Genomic DNA, 18,070 nt, shown 5'->3' on the forward strand with positions numbered 1-18,070 from the left:
GACGCCCTCCTTCGGGTAGGGCCGGACCTGTCGGAGGTGTCCGGGGCTATCAAGGCTGGCAGGGCAGGACCGGGGCAAAGCCTACCTCAGGTCCGTCGGACGGCGAGTACGGCCTCCCTACCTGCGGCCTGTACCAGCCCGTCGACCTACTCAGCGCGCCACGCGTCGTCACCAGTCTGGTCGCTGCCACCGCCTGTCCGAGGCCTGCTAGAGGTTCTCAGGCGTCGATGCGCCCCCGGTCCACGTCCCTGGCGCCCTGGACAATAAAGTCCCGGCGCGGCTCCACCGAGCTGCCCATAAGGAGCTCGAAGACGGACTCCGCCCGGACAACCTCCGCCTCGTCAGCCAGGGTGATGCGCCGCAGGGTGCGGTGCTCGGGCTCCATCGTGGTCTCGGCCAGCTGGTGGGCATCCATCTCCCCCAGGCCCTTGTAGCGCTGGGGCTCCTTGACGCTGCGCCCCGAGCGCTCCAGGCGTTGGAGGGTGGTCACCAGCTCCTCGTCGGAGTAGGTGTAGATGACCTCCTTCTTACGCCGCCCCCTGCCTGCCACCTCGATACGGTGCAGGGGCGGGACGGCGGCGAAGACCCGCCCGGCCTCGATCATGGGGCGCATGTAGCGGAAGAAGAGGGTCAGCAGGAGGGTGCGGATATGCGCGCCGTCCACGTCGGCGTCAGTCATGAGGATGACCTTGCCGTAGCGCGAGGCGCCGATGTCAAAGGTCCGCCCGGATCCGGCCCCAACCACCTGGATGATGGCCGAGCACTCGGCGTTGCGCAGCATATCCGCCTGGGAGGCCTTCTGGACGTTGAGGATCTTCCCACGGATCGGCAGCAGCGCCTGGAACTCGGAGTTACGGGCGTTCTTGGCTGTTCCCAGGGCGGAGTCACCCTCGACGATGAACAGCTCAGAAGCCGCCACGTCGTCGCTGCGGCAGTCAGCCAGCTTGGCGGGCAGGGAGGAGGTCTCCAGGGCCGTCTTGCGCCGGGTGATCTCCTTGTGGAGGCGCGCCGATACCCGGGCGCGCATCTCCCCGACGATCTTCTCCTCCAGGGAGCGGGCCTGGGCCTTGAGGTCCCTCTTGGAGGAGGTCAGTAGGGCCGTCAGCTCGGTGTCCACCACCCTGGCCACGATCTGGCGTACGGGAGCCGTGCCCAGCACCTCCTTAGTCTGGCCCTCGAACTGGGGCTCGGGTACGCGCACGGTCACCACGGCGGTCAGGCCCGCCAGGATGTCGTCCTTCTCGACCCGCCCGTCACGGGAGGTAAGCTTCAGTGCCCGGGAGTCCGCCTCGATGCGCTTGCGCAGCACCCGGGTCAGGGCCTGCTCGAACCCGCTGAGGTGCGTGCCTCCCATCGGGGTGGCGATGATGTTGACGAAGGAGCGCTCCGTGGTGTCGTAACCGACCCCCCAGCGCAGGGCCACGTCCACGAGGCAGGTCCGCTCGACCTCGACGGGGCGCAGGTGACCGCCCGCGTCCAGCTGCTGTACGGTCTCGGTGTAGGTGCCCTGGCCCGTCAGGCGGAAGGTGTCCGTCACGGAGCCGTCGGAGGCCAGGAAGTCCACGAAGTCAGCAGTCCCGCCCCGGGCGTGGAAGACCTCGGCGGTGTCTGGGCTGCTGGCAGAGATGCTGCCACGGGTAGTGTCGTTACCGCCCCTGTGAATCTGCCCGCTGGCGGAGAACAGGTCACCATCACCCACCCTGACGCCCTTCACGGCATCCGCGACACTGGCAGCATTCCTTTGTGTGCCTGTCGTGGCTACCCGCAGGGAGGGCTCGTGGACGGCGTCGTCGGTGGCGCCAGCGTCCGCCGCCGGCGTGGAGGAGGCGGCCATCGCCTCCTCCTGGGGACGGTGGTCCTCCAGGCGCAGGGTGAGCCCGGGGACCAGGAAGCTGGTCTGGCGCAGCCGGGCTCGCAGCGCTCCGGCGTCGAACTCAGTCGGCCTGGGGAAGATCTGAGGGTCAGCCCAGTAGCGGACCCGGGTGCCGGTCACACCCGCCCTCACCTTGCCGACCACACGCAGCTGCGAGGCCTGGGTAAAGCCGGTGAAGGGAGACTCCGGGCTGCGCCCGGCGGAGTCGTCGAAGACCCCCGGCTCACCCCGGCGGAAGCTCATGGCATAAGTCTGGCCACCCCGGTCCACCTCCACGTCCATGCGGGCCGCCAGGGCGTTGACCACGGAGGCGCCCACCCCGTGGAGGCCGCCTGCGGCACCGTAGGAGCCCCCGCCGAACTTCCCTCCCGCGTGCAGCTTGGTGTAGACCAGCTCCACCCCTGTCAGCCCAGAGGAGGGCTCGACGTCCACTGGAACGCCGCGGCCGTTGTCACGCACCTCGATCGACCCGTCGTCGTGGACGGCCAGGGTGATGTCGTCCCCGTGGCCCTCCAGGGCCTCGTCAACGGCGTTGTCCAGGATCTCCCAGACGCAGTGCATGAGGCCGCGCTGGTCGGTGGAGCCGATGTACATGCCGGGGCGCTTGCGCACAGCCTCCAGCCCCTCCAGGACAGAGAGGTGACGGGCGGAGTAGGAGGTCTGAGCAGGCTGCTCAGACCTGCCTGACGTGGTGGCAGGCTTGTCTGTACGGCTGGTTGCGGTCTTGGATGCGGGCACGGGCGAACCATAGCGGATCAGGGTCGAACAGGCGTTCTGCCCCACCACAGGGAGGTAGAACGCCTCCGCGCCGCCAGGACCGGGCCAGGGCAGTCGCAGCAGGTACGCCTCTGCCGGGCGCCGACCCGCAGGGTGAGCCTGATGCAGGAGCTCGACCACCGCGCGGATTCCCACCGTTCGCCGTGGGCACAGGTGCTGCGCCCGGGGCGGAAGGAGGCCTCCCGGGTAGGATCCGCCTGGCTGGACGTGATGTCATTGGGGTCATGAACGCAATGAGCACGACCACCGCCGCCGCGACCGAGGCGACCGCGGCGGCCCCTGCCAGCACCACCTCCACAGACCAGGCCCGGCGTCCCCTCACGACTGCTGACCGCTGCGACGCCTGTGGTGCCCAGGCCTACGTCCGGGTGGTCCTCGCCTCCGGAGAGCTCCTCTTCTGCGCCCACCACGGCCGCGCCCACGCGGACGCCCTGCAGGCCAGCGCCCTGTTCGTCCAGGATGAGTCCGACCGCCTCCTGTCCCAGGACTGACTGACCCAGCCCAGTCCAGCACTGACGTCCGTGATCCCCCCGGCCCCGGAGGCCGGGGGGATCACTGCTCTTCCGGTTTCCGTTTTCCACTCTCCGACCTTCGGGTGCGTGCAGCGACGCCCCGGCGCTCCCCTCCCGTACCCGAGCCTCGCACACCGTCCCGGGGAAGGCTTGGGCAGACCGTCAGGCTCCGGGCAGGCCGGGGCGGCAGACGGGTTACCTCTGAAGGAGCGGCTGCGTGGGTGCGGGTGTGTGGGGTTGGTGGGTTTTAGCGGCCTAGGCCTCGGTTGCGTCGGTGCTTTCTGGTGGGGGTCTGGCGTGGGGTGGGGGGCTCCTGGGTCATTCGGGCGGCTCGGGCCTTGATGTCGGCCAGGACCTCCTCGGGGGTGATCTTGTGGCCCGGCTGGCCCGCTCGGGACGGTCTGTCTGTGGTGGGGCCTGTCTGGGGCTGGGCCTGTGGTGGTGGTGTTCGTGCGGCGGTGGTGGGCGGGTGGGGGAAGGAGGCCTCGCGCAGGCGGGTGGTGCGGGCGGTCCCGGTGGGTGTTCCGGGCCGGTCCTGGGCGGCCTGTTGGGTGGCTGCGGTGATCCTGGCCAGGACCTCCTCGCGGGTCAGGGGCCGGGGCGGCTGGCCCGGCCTGTCCGCCTGGGGCGGCTGGCCCGTCTGGGGCGGCCCAGCCGTAGCGGCGCCGACGCGGGTGGGGCCTGGCCGGGTGGTGGCGGGCTGGCCCGGCTGGTGGGGCTCGGCCCCGGGCTGGTCTGGTCCCGGCTGCGGGGCCCGGGGTGGTGGTGGGTGCCAGGGGGTGTGGCCGGTGGCGATGGTGGAGGCGAGGTGGGTGGGGGTCCACGGCGGCCCCCGGGGGCTGGTGGCGTCCCTCTGGGCCTGGGTGCGGGGCTCCAGGTGGGTGCGCCCGTGTCGCAGGTCCTGGGCCAGGGTGGGGGAGCCTGTCAGCACCGCGCGCACCAGCAGGCGCACACGCGGCCTCCGGTCGGCCGGGACGGCCAGGGCGGCCTGCTCCAGGACTGCGGCCATGGGCTTGTTCTGGCCCCCGATAGAGGAGTTGACCGCCCCGTGGCCCAGGGAGGGCCACCCCTCGGCGGTGGTGGCGGGCTGGGAGGGGCCGTAGGTGACCTGGTCGGACTCGTGGAGCACCACCAGCGCCCGGTCCACCTCCCGCGTCGCGGCCCGCGCGTCCTCCCGGGAGAACTGGTAGTCGTCCACCAGCTCGCGCACGACCTCCTTCATGAAGAGTTTTTTGTCCTTGCGGGTGCTGGTGGAGGTGGGGTGGCGGCCCTGGGTGCGGTAGGCGCGGATGCCCTCCAGCAGGCGCTCCGCCGACAGCAGGGACAGGGCCGAGAGCTGGCGGTCGAGCTGGCGGGTGAACTCGGAGGCCAGCGCCTGGGTGGAGTCGTGGTGGCCGGTGTGGAAGAACACCTCCACCGGGACCCGCGAGTGCCAGGCCAGCGGGCTGGCAGGCGCCGCAGCAGATCCCTCCCACACCAGGACCTCCCTCCCACCGGCCCGCCCGGGGGTGAACATGTCAGAGGCCACCAGGGCGGTGCTCCCGCCGCCGTGGCCGGGGGCCTGACCACCACCGCTGCCTGCGGGACCAGCGGCGGGGGCGGGTGGGCGCCCGCGCCCGCGCCTGAGCCAGCGGGGCCGGTCCCGCCAGCGCCCGGGCATCACGACCCCGCCCCCGGCCCGCCCGTCCCCTCGTCACCGGGGCCACCATCCCCGCCCGGGCCGCCGCCTGTCCCGTCACCGGTGCCCGGGCCGTCTGCGGCGATGCTGGCGGCTGCCTGCGCGGCTGCGGAGGAGAAGTCGGGGCCCAGGACGTGGTCCTGGGCCTGGGCCAGAAAGGTGAGGTGCGCGACCGCGTCCTCGACACCCACCTGGCTGGTGCTGACCCTCCCGGTGAAGCAGTAGGCCGGGGTCAGCCCGTAGACCTGCCCCGCCCCCAGCACCCCCAGGTGCTCGATAGCCCAGTCGGCCACCAGCACCCCGGTGTCGTCGTCGTCCAGGTCCTCCGACGCCGAGACCAGGGTGGTGGCCCCCATGCGCTCACGCCTTACCGGGTCCGGCATCTTGGCCGCGTTGCCGGAGTGGGGGTAGACGCGTCCCAGGGCGGGGGTGAGGGTCAGTGCTGGTCCGGAGACCTCCCCCCACAGCTCCATGTCACCCATCGCCGAGCGGGCCAGGCACCACCACCGCTGGCTGGGGAACGGCACAGGGGTGCCCTCCAGCCAGGCGTCCACCACCGGCGCCCACAGGAAGGGGTCGGTGAACCACCACCGCCCCTGCCCGAAGCCCTCGAACCCGAACCGGCGCCACAGGTGCAGCACCGACGCGGGCAGCACCCCACCGAAGTAGCCCAGGTGCTCCTGGGTCACCGGGTGGCCCACACCCATCGGCGCGTACCCCTCCTCCACCAGGTCGTCCATGTTCGCGTCCACCCACTCAGGGGTCGCGTGCAGCCACGCCTGGTGCCACTCCTCCTTGCTCATCCGCATAAACCCAACCGTAACCCAGACCACGGAGGCAGCGCAGGCGTTTCAGGAAGCCAGTTTTCACCTATTTTCGTGACAAGCGGTCCGGAACTCGTCAACCAACTTCAGTGCAGTACCCTGTCCTGAAGAAGACAGCCAGAGGACCGTCCGCCCCCGGGCTGCGGCCGGTGCGTCACCTCGCCTAGTCCAGGTAGTCCCTCAGCACCTGGCTGCGTGAAGGGTGGCGCAGCTTGGACATGGTCTTGGACTCTATCTGCCTGATGCGCTCCCGGGTTACCCCGTAGACCTTACCGATCTCGTCAAGGGTCTTGGGCTGGCCGTCGGTGAGGCCGAAGCGCATGGAGACCACGCCCGCCTCCCTCTCCGACAAGGTGTCCAGGACGGCGTGGAGCTGCTCCTGCAGGAGAGTGAAGCTCACCGCGTCGGCAGGGACCACGGCCTCGGAGTCCTCAATGAGGTCACCGAACTCGCTGTCACCGTCCTCCCCCAGGGGGGTGTGCAGGGAAATCGGCTCACGACCGTACTTCTGGACCTCGACTACCTTCTCCGGGGTCATGTCCAGCTCCACGGCCAGCTCCTCCGGCGTGGGCTCACGGCCCAGGTCCTGCAGCATCTGGCGCTGGACCCGGGCCAGCTTGTTGATGACCTCCACCATGTGGACCGGGATGCGGATGGTGCGAGCCTGGTCCGCCATAGCCCGGGTGATGGCCTGACGGATCCACCAGGTGGCATAGGTAGAGAACTTAAAGCCCTTGGTGTAGTCAAACTTCTCCACGGCACGGATCAGCCCCAGGTTACCCTCCTGGATGAGATCCAGGAACAGCATGCCGCGCCCGGTGTAGCGCTTGGCCAGCGACACCACCAGACGCAGGTTGGCCTCCAGGAGATGGTTCTTGGCCCGCTGGCCGTCCTGAGCCACCCAGTGCAGCTCACGGCGCAACCTGGCGGGAAGGTCATTGCCCTCCTCGCTGAGACGGTACTCGGCGTACAGACCCGCCTCAATGCGCTTGGCCAGCTCAACCTCCTGCTCGGCGTTGAGCAGAGCTACCTTGCCGATCTGCTTGAGGTAGTCCTTGACCGGGTCCGCCGTAGCGCCTGCTGTCACGACACGCTGGGCGGGCTCGTCCGCCTCGTCACTGTCTGACACGGTGAAGGAGCCGTCCTTGTCCCCGCGGGAGCGCCGACCAGCCTTCTTGGCGGCGGCCTTCTCCGCCTCCTCACGACGCATCCGCTCCAGCTCCCCGGTCAGGGCGGCGATGGAGGGCTGCATCTTGATGCCCTTGATGACCCACCCCTTGAAGATGTAGCCGTTGAGGGCAAGGAACTCGCGCGCGACCATGGGCTCAGAGCCGTCCACGACGAATCGCGGCACGGGACCGTGCCCGTAAGGAGCCAGCGTGATGGGCTGCTCAATGGTGCCGTGGCCAGCGATCTCCAGGTCCTCGACCACGGTCCGGGAACGGATGAACAGCGTGGCCCCAGGGGCTAGCCTCACCCCCTTGAGCGAGGCAGGAGTGTTGAAAGGGCTGCGCTTGGAGCCGTCACCATCGGTCTCGAGGGTGACGTCAAGGTAGTAGTCCCGCAGCTCGGGACGCGGCTCCTCCCGGTCGTCGTGGCCATCCTCCGCGGAGGCCGCGTCCTCCGTGCCCTCAGCGTCCTCGAAGCCCTCCCCGGCGCCCACCGGGTCGTCCGCAAGGTCGTCGTCGGAGTCGTCAGGATCCTCGGAGTCCTCGGAGTCGTTGTCTAGGACCTCGTCCAGGTCCTCCTCTGCCTCGTCGTCAAGGTCGAAGTCATCAACGGTCTCGTTGACGTCGTCGGTGAGCGCGACGCGGGTACGCGTCAGTGTGGAAGCCACAGGGCTCCTTTCGCGTGAGCGGGCTTACGGCGGGCAGTGGGCTACAGCCGTCAACTGATGCCCAACTGTCGCTACGAACAAGCAACTGACAGATTGTAGCGTTTATTCCCTAGGACGCCGCGTGGGGGCACCCGTACCCCGTCCTGCTCCCGCCCGAGGCGGCTGGCCTCCAGGCACCTGAGCACCTCCCCCGCGCCCCCGATCCGGCTACCCTGTGCCCATGCCTGACCTTCCCGAGCCGCTGACCGTCATACGCGAGGCCGTGGAGTCCCGGCTCAACCAGCTGCTGGCCGACTGCTGCTACCGGTGGGACGACCTAGGAGACGCCGGGGAGCACATGCTCGACGCGGCGTCCCAGGCTCTTGGCGGCGGCAAGCGCATGCGGGCCGTCCTAGGGGCCGTCGGCACCGCCCTCCTGGCACCGCACACCCTCCGGCCCCAGGCACTGACCAGCCCCCAGGCCATCCACCTGGCCGCTGCGCTGGAGCTCTACCAGGCCAGCGCGCTGGTCCACGACGACGTCATGGACGCGGCACCCAGGCGGCGAGGCCAGCCTGCCTCCCACAGAGTGTTCGCCCGCACCCACACAGCCAGCCGCTGGCTGGGTGAGGCGGAGGACTTTGGTACCAGCGCGGCAATCCTCCTGGGAGACCTCCTGCTGTCGCTAGCCGGGGAAGAGATGGGACGCGCCACGGCCACCCCGCTGGCGGGCACGGCTGCGGGGGAGCAGGCCCGCGCGGCCTTCGACGCCATGACGACCGAGGTCGCCCTGGGCCAGTTCCTGGACGTGCGCTCCCAGGCCCTGCCCCTGCCCCGGCAGGAGGACCCTCTGCGAGCCTCGGCCAGGATGCACGCCAGCGCCCTGGCGGTGGTCCGGCACAAGTCGGCCCGCTACTCCGTACAGCACCCCCTTGTCATCGGAGCGCTCCTGGCTGGGGCACGGCCCGGCTCCGCCCTCCTGGACCACCTGCGGGACTTTGGCGAGGAGATCGGCATCGCCTTCCAGCTGCGCGACGACGACCTAGGTGTCTACGGTGACCCAGCACTGACAGGCAAGCCCGCCGGGGACGACCTGCGTGAGGGCAAGCGCACGGTGATGCTGGCTCTGGCCTGGGGGCGCACCGACGAGGCGGGCAGACGCGTCCTGGAGCAGGTCCTGGCCAACCGTGCGGCCGGTGAGGCCGAGGTCTCCCGCGCCGCCCAGGTCATTGAGGACTGCGGTGCCCGGGCAGCCCACGAGAAGCAGATCCAGGCCCACCGGCAGGCCGGCTACCAGGCGCTGGAACGCCTGCGTGCTCAGGAGGGCCTTAACTCTGCCTGTCTGGAGGACCTCGAGACCATGGCCCTGGTCCTCACTGAGCGCAGTACCTGACCCCGGCTCCGAGATCATCCTAGAATCACGCCGTGGTCAAGGATCCCCTCATCGGTCGCCTGGTCGACTCTCGCTACGAGGTCGTTGCCCAGGTCGCCCGTGGCGGCATGGCCACGGTCTACCGGGCACAGGACCGGCGTCTGGACCGCGACGTCGCCCTCAAGCTCATGCACGCCCACCTGGCGGACTCCCCCGAGTTCGTCGCACGCTTCCGCCGTGAGGCTCGCGCGGCTGCGCGCCTGTCCAACCCGGGGGTGGTAGCCGTCTACGACCAGGGCAGCCTGGACGGCGTGGCCTACCTAGTCATGGAGTACGTCGAGGGCCCGAGCCTGCGGGACCTCATTGCCGTCGGCCCGCTGTCCGTCGGGGAGGCGCTGGGGCTAGTGGCACAGGTACTGCGCCCGCTGGGGGCCGCCCACCGGGCAGGCCTGGTCCACCGCGACATCAAGCCCGAGAACGTCCTCCTGCCTGCGGACGGGGCTGTCGCCAAGGTCGCGGACTTCGGACTGGCTCGGGCCGTCACCGAGGTGGCACAGACCACGACCGGTAACGTCCTGGGCACTGTCGCCTACCTGGCACCCGAGCTGATCACCTCCGGTGCCTCAACCGCTCGCGCCGACGTGTTCTCCGTCGGAGTCGTCCTCTACGAGCTCCTGACCGGGACCCTGCCCTTCCACGCCGACTCCCCTATCCAGGTCGCCTTCCGCAACGTCCACGAAGACGTCCCCCTGCCTTCCACGACGGTCCCGCAGATGCCGACCGACGTCGACGAGCTGGTACGGACCATGACCCAGCGAGACCCTCTCCAACGGCCTGGCGACGCTGACGCCGCCCTGACGCTGCTGCGCCACGTAGCGGGAGAGCTCACCGACTCCGACCTGGCTGTGCGTCGCGGCGGAGGCACCGGCTCAGAGCGGACCCAGGAGGTCATGGCTGCCAACGCGCGCGCGGCACGCTCAGCCATGGCAGAGACCCCCGAGCCTGACCAGGAGCGGGACACTCCCAGCGCAGGCATGCGTACCGTGTCCCTGCCGATCGGATCCATCGGCCCCGAGCCCGCCGGTACCGGCACCCGCCAGCTCCCCCGCAGGTCCCTCCTCACAGGAGACCGTGCCCAGCAGACCGTTCCTGTGCCCTCGCAGGGGCCTCCACAGGAGGCGGCCGGGCGACGCTACGGCCGACGGGCGCTACTTTCCGGGGTCGGCGTGCTGGTGCTGGCGGCAGGAGGCTACGCCGCCTGGTACAGGAGCGCTGGGCCAGGACGGCGCATCACGGTCCCCGACATCGTGGGGATGACGCAGCAGGACGCCCGCTCAGCAGTCGAGGGCCAGGGCCTGGTCTGGGCGACCCCCGCACGCGCCTACTCCGACACGGTGGCTGCGGGCCTGGTGATCTCCTCCGCACCGGGGGCGGGAGAGCGCGTGACCCGGGACCGGGCGGTGACGGCCGTCGTCTCCCGAGGCAGGCAGCGGGTTGACGTGCCCGACGTGGTGGGTATGAGCGAGGAGGAGGCCACGGCCGCGCTGGAGGAGGCGGGCCTGAGCGTGGAGGTCAGCCGTGTCCTGGGCGGCCTCCTGGACACGGTGCGCTCCGTCGAGCCTGCGGCTGGCACCAGCGTCACGGTGGGCAGTACAGTCACCGTCACCGTGCTCTAGCCAGCCCTCGTCACCAGACAGGCTGTGAACCAGATCCTTCACCGGCTGCTGCGCCCGCCCGCAGCCCAGCCTCGCGATGCTCCCGGCTACACCTGGAGCATCTCGGCGACCTCGAAGGCCATCTCCAGGGACTGCTGGTGGTTCAGCCGTGGGTCCACCAGGGTCTCATAGCGCTCCGCCAGCCGCTGCTCGTCAATGTGCTCCCCGCCTCCCAGGCACTCGGTGACGTCGTCACCGGTCAGCTCGACGTGGATGCCGCCGGGCACGGTCCCCAGGGCGCGGTGCACCTCGAAGAAGCCCCGGACCTCGTCCATGATCGTGTCGAAGCGGCGGGTCTTGTAGCCGTTGTCCGAGGTTATGGTGTTGCCGTGCATCGGGTCGGTGATCCAGGTCACCGGGCGCCCGTCACGGCGCACGGCCTCAACCAGGACCGGCAGCACCTCACGGATGCGGTCGGCACCCATACGGGTAATGAGGCTCAGGCGTCCCGGCTCACCCTCGGGGTTGAGATGGTCCATGAGGGAGGACACCTCCTCGGGGGTCGTGGTGGGACCGAGCTTGACCCCCACCGGGTTGCGCACCCCCTCCAGGAGGGCCACGTGGGCGTCGTGCGGACCACGGGTACGCTCCCCGACCCACAGCATGTGGGCCGAGGTGCCGTAGAGCCGACCGGTACGCGAGTCCTGCCTGATCATGGCGTCCTCGTACTCTAGGAGCAGGGCCTCGTGGGCGGAGTAGAAGTCCACCTGGCGCAGGGCCTCGAAGTCCACGCCCGCCGCCTCCATGAACCTCATGGCCCGGTCGATCTCCTCGGCGAAGGACTCGAACCGCTTGTAGGCGGGGTTGGCGGTGAACCCCCGGTTCCACAGGTGGACCTCACGCAGGTCGGCGTAGCCGCCCATCGTGAAGGCCCTGACGAGGTTGAGCGTGGTACCCGCCCGCAGGTAGGCCTCGAGCATACGGGCCGGGTCAGGGGTGCGGGCCTCGGGAGTGAAGGCGTGGTCGTTGACCGAGTCTCCCCGGTAGGAGGGCAGGGTCACGCCCTCACGGGTCTCGGTGTCCGCGCTGCGGGGCTTGGCGTACTGCCCGGCCATACGGCCGATCTTGACCACGGGGGTGGAGGCCGCGTAGGTGAGCACAGCCGCCATCTGGAGGATCGTCTGGACCTTGAGACGGATAGAGGTGGCCGAGGTGTCGGCAAAGGACTCCGCGCAGTCACCCCCCATGAGCACGAAGGCACGCCCGTCCGCCGCGGCTGCCATCTGGGAGCGCAGGGCGTCCACCTCCCCCGCAAAGACCAGCGGCGGACGCGAGCGCAGGTCAGCACCCACGGCCTCCAGGGCCGCCGCGTCCGGGTAGACAGGCTGCTGGAAGGCAGGCCGACCCCGCCAGGCGGAGCCGTGGCCACGGGGCGCGTCGAGGTCGTTCATCACGGTGGCCAGCATAGGTGAGCCGACTGGGCTGTCCACATCACGGCCACCTGGCGGGACACCCGGCCGCGCAGGCACGCTGCCGACCGGGTGCCGCGCACCGCGTGGGGTCCCGCCAGGATCGTCGGCAGAACAGCCCAGGCAGCCGGGTCAGTGCTGCGTCGCCGCCTCAGCGGGCTCCACGGACTGGCCCAGGTCAGTCATGAGCTCGGTGAACCAGGGCTGGGTGATGTCAAAGGGCTTGGCCCCGGCGATGCGCGGGAAGGCGATAGCGCCGAGCTCGTCGTTGTTCTCCTCGTCCTGGCCGATGACGCCAGAGACGCCGCGCAGGGCGCAGTCCACGGCAAGGTCGCACATCTGCTTGATGAGGGCCAGGTCCTCCGCGTTGGCGGCAGCCGCACGCGAGTAGTAGCCGGACTTCTGGACCATGACCTTCTCCGCACCGATGAGCTCGGCGAACTGCCGGGCGAACCACTGGCCGGGGTTGATGGTGTCCAGCTTGACGTGGCCGAAGGGGTCACGCTGGACCTCCTGGCCCGCAGCCTCCATCTCCGCGATGATCTCAGGGACGCCTGCGCCCTCGGACAGGAAGATGTTGACGTTGCCCTGCTCGTCCATGATCTTCTTCAGGCGCTGCGCCTCGGCGGCAATGTCCAGCCTGGCCTCGGGGACGAAGACAGCGTGGACGTCCCAGCGCTCCTTGCTCAGCCCCAGGGACGGGGCCCACTGCTTGGTCTCCAGCAGCGCTCGGTAGCGGCGGGCCGTCTCAGCGGTGAGGTAGCCGCAGTTGCGGCCCATGCACTCGTGGACGATGAGCATGCGCGGGTTAGAACGGTGCTCGCCGACAATGTTGAAGGCGAACTCAGCGCCCTGCTCGGCTGCTGTCCATGCCCCCAGGGACTGGCGCACAGGGACGACGTCGTTGTCGATGGTCTTGGGCAGGCCGACCACGGTCAGCTCGTAGTCGTTGTCGTGGAGATAGGCGGCCAGGTCGGCGGCGGTGGTGTTGGTGTCGTCACCGCCGATGGTGTGCAGGACGTCCACTCCGTCCTTGCGCAGCTGCTCGGCGGCGAAGGCCAGAGGGTCCACGCCCTCGGCTACCAGGCCCCGCTCGACGAGGTTCTTGGCGTTGGTCAGCTTGACGCGGGAGTTGCCGATGGGTGATCCGCCGAACTCACGCAGGGTGCCCGCGTTCCTGCGGCCCTCCTCGTCAACGACGACGTAGTTGCCGGTGAGCAGACCGTGGTACCCGTACTGGTAGGCGATGATCTCCACCTCGGGAGCGACCTGGGTGTAGCGCTCGATAAGGTCACCGACAGCGGCGGACAAGCAGGGGGCAAAGCCGCCCGCGGTCAGCAGGGCGACGCGACGGATTGACATCAGGGGCCTTTCGTATGGAGTGCGGCTGACAGGCCCATCCTAGATGATCGGGTCCGCGGTGTGGCACGCCTTGCTGGCCCTGCGCTGGCCCTGCGCTGGCCCTGCGGTGACGGCCGGCTGGTGAGACCGCGGCCGGCCGGTGCCGTGCCCCTGCAGGCAGGACGAGGCACGGCACCACCGGCGCACGCAGGCGCGCGCCGTCTGTCAGCCTCTGGTGATGAGTCCCTTGCTAACCATCCAGTCATGGGCGACCTCCGCCGGGTCACGGCCCTCGACGTCCACCTGGTAGTTGAGCGAGCGCATCTCCTCGTCGGTCAGCTCCTGGTTGACCAGCCCGAACCGGTCCTCCAGCCCTGGGAACCGGCTGAGGAGCTCGGTGTCGAAGACCGGGGAGATGTTGTAAGAGGGGAAGAAGGCACGGTCGTCCTCCAGGACTGTCAGGTCGAGCGCGTCGATCCGCCCGTCGGTGGTGAACACCTCTCCGAAGTTGCACGAGCCCTGGTCAGTCGCCGTGTAGATCGTCCCCGTGTCCAGCAGCGAGATGTTCTCACGTGGTACCCCGTCGGGCTCGCCCTTGGGGATGTCGTAGGCCTGGAGGAGGGGGACCAGCCCGTCGTTGCGCGAGTTGAACTCGGACTCGACGCACAGCGTGCGCTCCTCGGGCGGGAGGCTGGCAATGTCGGACAGCCTTGTGATCCCCTTCTCCCTGGCGTACTCCGACCGCGCGGCAAACGCGTAGGTGTTGTTCATCGGCCCAGGCTGCCCCCACGTCAGGCCGTTGGGCTCGTCGGCGTCCCGGACTACCTGCCACTGCTCGTGCTGATCCGGAATACCGTTCTCATGGCCCATGTAGGTCAGCCACGCCGTACCTGTGTACTCCCACATCAAGTTAGTCTCACCCGCGACCAGCAGCCTGCGAGCGGGCTGGGATCCTGGAATGTTCGTCATGTCAGTCACCCTGAAACCCGAGGCCCTGGCCGCAAGGACCGCCATCTTTCCCAGGATCAGCTGCTCGGTGAAGTTCTTGCTCCCCACGACCACCTCGACGTCCTCAGCCCCGTCGATGGGCGTGATGCTCCCGGGGCCAGCGGCGGCCACGCGAGAGGTCGAGGGACTCAGGCCGCAGCCAGCGAGGCCCATCAGCACTGCGAGCGCCAGGACCATGTGGCACAGGCGCCACTTCCTTCGTGTCGGGTTCATCCTTGGCAGTCCCCCTCACAGTCCCCGTGGTCGGGCCAGGTACTCGACGACGCGCGCCGCCCAGTCCACTGCAAGCGCCAGGACAGCAACGAGTAGCGACCCAAAGACGAGCACTCTCTCCAGGTTGAGGTTGACTCCGGTGGTGATGAGCAGCCCGAGCCCACCGCCGTCGACGAAGGTCGCCAAGGTGGCGGTGCCCACCAGAAGGACCAGAGCCGTTCGAACACCGGCAAGCACGACAGGCACCGCCAGAGGGAGCTCGACCCTCACCAGGACGGACAGGGCGGACATACCCATGCCTCGGGCCGCCTCGACGAGCCGCGGGTCGACGGCCCTGAGGCCTGTCATCGTGTTCTTCAGGACGGGCAGGAACCCGTAGACCACCAGGCTCACGAGGACCGCCCTGTAACCGAAACCGAGCCAGAACGCGAAGAGCACGATCAGGCCGACTGTCGGAGCCGCTTGACCGAGGTTGGCGACGGCGGTGGCGGGCCCCACCAGCACGGACAGAGGCCGCCGGGTCAGCAGAACTCCTGCAGGTATCGCCGTCGCCACCACGATGACGGCAGCGACAAGGGTGAGGTTGAGGTGCTGGAGGGTCAGCGTCCGCAGCTCCTCTCCTGACAGCGTCATGCGCTCGGTGACACTCAGGTCCGCGGTACGCACCCACACGACCATGGCGCCAAGGACCACCAGAAGCACGGCCGGCTGTACCAGCAACCCGACACGGCGTGGTGCGCAGGCCTCGCTCGTCCGGCTCATCTGCCCTCACCCCCTGGGGCGTCACCGGCTCCGCCTGCTGGCTGCCGGGGGACTGCACCTGCCGTATGCACAGCCGGTGACCCGGTAGTACCAGCCGTACCACCCCGAGCGGCTGTCCCCGCTGCGTCGGCTGTGTCGGCACCGCCGTCAGCCGTGGCACCGCTGTTGTGGCCCAGCGGGGCGGCAGCAGCCTCGTCGGGGGCTCGTGAGGAGGCCTGCTCTATCGCCTTGATCACCGTGCTGACGGTGATGACACCGAGATAGCGCTGCCGGGAGCCGTGGACGACCGCCTGGGTCGATCCGGCGAGCAGCATCGTGTTCAGGGCGTCATCCAGGGTGGACCTGGCTCCCACCGCCGGGAAGTCCTGGTCGTCGTCCACCTGCACCGTGGCAGCGCGCAGAATCTGCCTGGAGCTGGCCCAGCCCACCGGCCGGTCCCTCCTGTCGAGGACGACGGCACGCCCGCCCCCGGCCTCCCTGAGGCGTCGCTCGACCTCCCGGCTGTCATCACCCACGTGTGCCGTGACCGCCTCACGGAGGGGGACCTCCGCGACGCGGGTCAGGCCCAGCTGCATGAGGCCGGCACCCGAGCCAATGAAGTCCTCGACGAACTCGTTGCTGGGACTGGCGAGAATCTGCTCGGGGGTGTCGTACTGCATGATCTGGGCACCGTTGTTGAAGATGACGATCCAGTCACCGAGCATGACCGCCTCGTCGAAGTCGTGGGTGACAAAGACGACCGTCTTGTGCAGCTCGTTCTGGATGTTGACCAGCTCCTCCTGAAGACGCTGGCGCGTGATGGGATCGACCGCACCGAAGGGCTCGTCCATGAGAAGGACCGGAGGGTCTGCGGCCAGGGCGCGGGCGACCCCGACACGCTGCTGCTGCCCGCCGGACAGCTCCCGGGGAAAGCGGTCACGATACTCAGCGGGGTCGAGTGAGACGAGGTCCAGGAGCTCGTCCACCCGCTCGGCAACACGCTGCCTGCTCCACCTCAGCATCCTGGGGACCAGCCCGACGTTGGCACCGACTGTCATGTGGGGCAGCAGGCCCCCGGCCTGGACGACATAGCCGATACGGCGCCGAAGCTCGTCGCCGTTCATGCCGGTCACGTCCTCGCCGTCAATGACGATACGGCCCCGGGTAGGCTCGATCAGGCGGTTGATCATCTTAAGCGTGGTCGTCTTGCCGCATCCTGAGGGGCCGACGAACATCACGGTCTGCCCCGCCGGGATCTCCAGCGTGAGCTGGTCGACGGCGGGAGCGCCGCCCCCGTAGGACTTGGTCACACCCTCCAGCAGGATAGAGGCGCCGGTGACCCCGGCCCCACTGCTGCCAGGGCTCTTGTCAGGGGCTAGGCTCTCCTTCCGGGTCCGGGGAGCAGGTCTGTTGGTACGGACGTTGTCAGGCATAGATACCTCGCGACGTAGTAAGACGACCCGCAAGCACGAGCAGGCCGTCAAGGATGACTGCTAGGACGACCACAGCGACTGTGCCCGTCACGACGGACTCCAGAGAGTTGGCCCCACCCAGGCGGGACAGTCCGGAGAAGATGAATCCGCCCAGGCCCGGGCCAAGCACATATGCGCTGACCGCGGCTATACCCATGGTCATCTGCGCGGACACGCGCACCCCGGTGAGGATGACAGGCCACGCCAGCGGAAGCTCGACCCTGAAGAATATTGCGGTCCGCGACATCCCAAGCCCTCGGGCCGCCTCGACCAGGGTGGGGTCGACGCCTGAGAGCCCGACGACCGCGTTGCGCAGGATGGGCAGCACCGCATAGAAGGTGATAACCACCACCGCAGGCATGACACCAAACCCCAGGGGCGCAATAAGCAGCCCGATAAGCGCGAAGGAGGGGATCGTCAGCCCGACTGCGGAGACATTGTTGGCGAGGGAGGTCAGCGCTCGGCTCCGGTAGCACGCAGCGGCCGTACCGACACCGAGGGCTGCTGACAGGAGCAGGCACTGAACCACCAGTGACATGTGCTGCCAGCCGGAGAAGAGTATCTGCTCCCAACGTTCTAGTACAAAACCCACTGTACTCACTTCCTGAACGGTAAATCAGGTACCTGGCACACTTCGGCCATAGCAAACTTTCTTCCGGGTACTTTTCTGGGAGCCCCCCTGAGAACAAGGCACAGACCACCACAGGAGGGGTGAGGTCAGCAGCGCGGACAGGCTGGGTGTCGACAGTCCCGGCAAGAAAGATGTCCGCCCGCAAGCACACGACCGTGTCTCACACGCAACGAGGTCTCGCGCGCCCAACCTCCAAGGCGCGAGCGGCCGCACAGCCTGGTCAGCGTGCAGGCCTTCCCCTCTGAGACAGCCGTGGGGCGAAGGGATGGGGAACTGGGGTCGCGGGAGGCCGCCCGGGAGAGGCAGGCCGCCGAGGGGGTGAGGATGGTAAGGGTGGGGAACGGGAGGTTCTCTCGGCTCCAGGTAAGAAGGCCTCCAGGGCACCGCCCGGACCAACGCACCCGACTGGATAGTGGGAGAGAACCACTGCCGTCACTGGTACCCCGCCTCCCAGGGCTTGACGGCATGAACAGGAACAACAAGCTTGACAGGCACCTTAAGGGAGGTGCAGAGCCACTCCCCCAGCCCTTCTGAGGGCTCACCGTCTGACCGGGCGCGCTGGGCACATGCCACGACAGACTGCGCCTCGCCCCCAGGACCGGGAGCAGACAGGGCACACAGAGCGCCTTGTGCGACTGTGGCCCGTATGACTGGCATAGGTAGAACTATAGCAAACTGTTAGTTAGTC

Annotated in this window: 12 protein-coding genes and 1 pseudogene; 3 read left to right on the top strand and 10 right to left on the bottom strand. The window is 68.9% G+C overall.

What is annotated here, in order from left to right:
• Positions 1-217 precede the first annotated feature (217 nt).
• Positions 218-2,611, bottom strand: coding sequence for a type IIA DNA topoisomerase subunit B (locus D4740_RS01580; RefSeq protein WP_396027211.1), 2,394 nt, complete (start codon positions 2,609-2,611; stop codon positions 218-220).
• 263 nt (positions 2,612-2,874) lie between these two features.
• On the opposite strand from D4740_RS01580, the gene D4740_RS01585 reads away from it, so the two are divergent.
• Positions 2,875-3,141 carry a hypothetical protein gene (locus tag D4740_RS01585; RefSeq protein WP_182911301.1) on the top strand — a complete coding sequence of 89 codons (267 nt, stop codon included), beginning with the start codon at positions 2,875-2,877 and terminating at the stop codon, positions 3,139-3,141.
• 268 nt (positions 3,142-3,409) lie between these two features.
• Here the strand turns inward: D4740_RS01585 and D4740_RS13415 are convergent, their stop codons facing one another.
• The 3 genes from D4740_RS13415 to D4740_RS13090 form a co-directional block, all read right to left on the bottom strand.
• Positions 3,410-4,690 (bottom strand): polymorphic toxin type 15 domain-containing protein, encoded by a 1,281-nt coding sequence (locus D4740_RS13415; RefSeq protein ID WP_182911302.1) that lies wholly within the window; start codon positions 4,688-4,690, stop codon positions 3,410-3,412.
• Positions 4,691-4,821: 131 nt separating this feature from the next.
• Positions 4,822-5,649: a GAD-like domain-containing protein gene (locus D4740_RS01595; RefSeq protein WP_119835164.1), complete on the bottom strand. Its 828-nt coding sequence runs from the start codon at positions 5,647-5,649 to the stop codon at positions 4,822-4,824.
• Between the two features lie 178 nt (positions 5,650-5,827).
• Positions 5,828-7,501: an RNA polymerase sigma factor gene (locus D4740_RS13090; protein ID WP_119835165.1), complete on the bottom strand. Its 1,674-nt coding sequence runs from the start codon at positions 7,499-7,501 to the stop codon at positions 5,828-5,830.
• Between the two features lie 220 nt (positions 7,502-7,721).
• Between D4740_RS13090 and D4740_RS01605 the strand changes: the two genes are divergently transcribed.
• Entirely contained in the window at positions 7,722-8,873 is a 1,152-nt protein-coding gene (locus tag D4740_RS01605) for a polyprenyl synthetase family protein (RefSeq protein WP_119835166.1), read from the top strand.
• Positions 8,874-8,905: 32 nt separating this feature from the next.
• Positions 8,906-10,522 (top strand): annotated as a pseudogene (gene pknB, locus D4740_RS01610) (Stk1 family PASTA domain-containing Ser/Thr kinase); the annotation flags it as partial.
• A gap of 92 nt (positions 10,523-10,614) precedes the next feature.
• On the opposite strand, the gene D4740_RS01615 reads toward pknB, so the two are convergent.
• The 6 genes from D4740_RS01615 to D4740_RS01640 form a co-directional block, all read right to left on the bottom strand.
• Positions 10,615-11,973, bottom strand: a complete 1,359-nt coding sequence (locus tag D4740_RS01615) for a class II 3-deoxy-7-phosphoheptulonate synthase (protein WP_119835168.1) — start codon at positions 11,971-11,973, stop codon at positions 10,615-10,617.
• Positions 11,974-12,108: 135 nt separating this feature from the next.
• The gene (locus tag D4740_RS01620) at positions 12,109-13,338 is read right to left on the bottom strand and encodes a pyrophosphate--fructose-6-phosphate 1-phosphotransferase (RefSeq protein WP_119835169.1); all 1,230 of its coding nucleotides are present in this window, start codon (positions 13,336-13,338) and stop codon (positions 12,109-12,111) included.
• 204 nt (positions 13,339-13,542) lie between these two features.
• Positions 13,543-14,538: a glycine betaine ABC transporter substrate-binding protein gene (locus D4740_RS01625; protein ID WP_259390582.1), complete on the bottom strand. Its 996-nt coding sequence runs from the start codon at positions 14,536-14,538 to the stop codon at positions 13,543-13,545.
• A 15-nt stretch (positions 14,539-14,553) separates the two neighbouring features.
• The gene (locus tag D4740_RS01630; protein ID WP_119835170.1) at positions 14,554-15,300 is read right to left on the bottom strand and encodes an ABC transporter permease; all 747 of its coding nucleotides are present in this window, start codon (positions 15,298-15,300) and stop codon (positions 14,554-14,556) included.
• Complete coding sequence (locus tag D4740_RS01635) at positions 15,297-16,712, bottom strand: ABC transporter ATP-binding protein (RefSeq protein WP_119835171.1); 1,416 nt, start codon at positions 16,710-16,712, stop codon at positions 15,297-15,299. Before D4740_RS01635 ends, D4740_RS01630 begins: the two co-directional genes overlap by 4 nt.
• Positions 16,705-17,352 carry an ABC transporter permease gene (locus tag D4740_RS01640; protein WP_243106654.1) on the bottom strand — a complete coding sequence of 216 codons (648 nt, stop codon included), beginning with the start codon at positions 17,350-17,352 and terminating at the stop codon, positions 16,705-16,707. Before D4740_RS01640 ends, D4740_RS01635 begins: the two co-directional genes overlap by 8 nt.
• Positions 17,353-18,070 lie beyond the last annotated feature (718 nt).

The sequence above is a fragment of the Actinomyces sp. 2119 genome, assembly GCF_003591215.1.
Lineage (GTDB): Bacteria > Actinomycetota > Actinomycetes > Actinomycetales > Actinomycetaceae > Actinomyces > Actinomyces lilanjuaniae.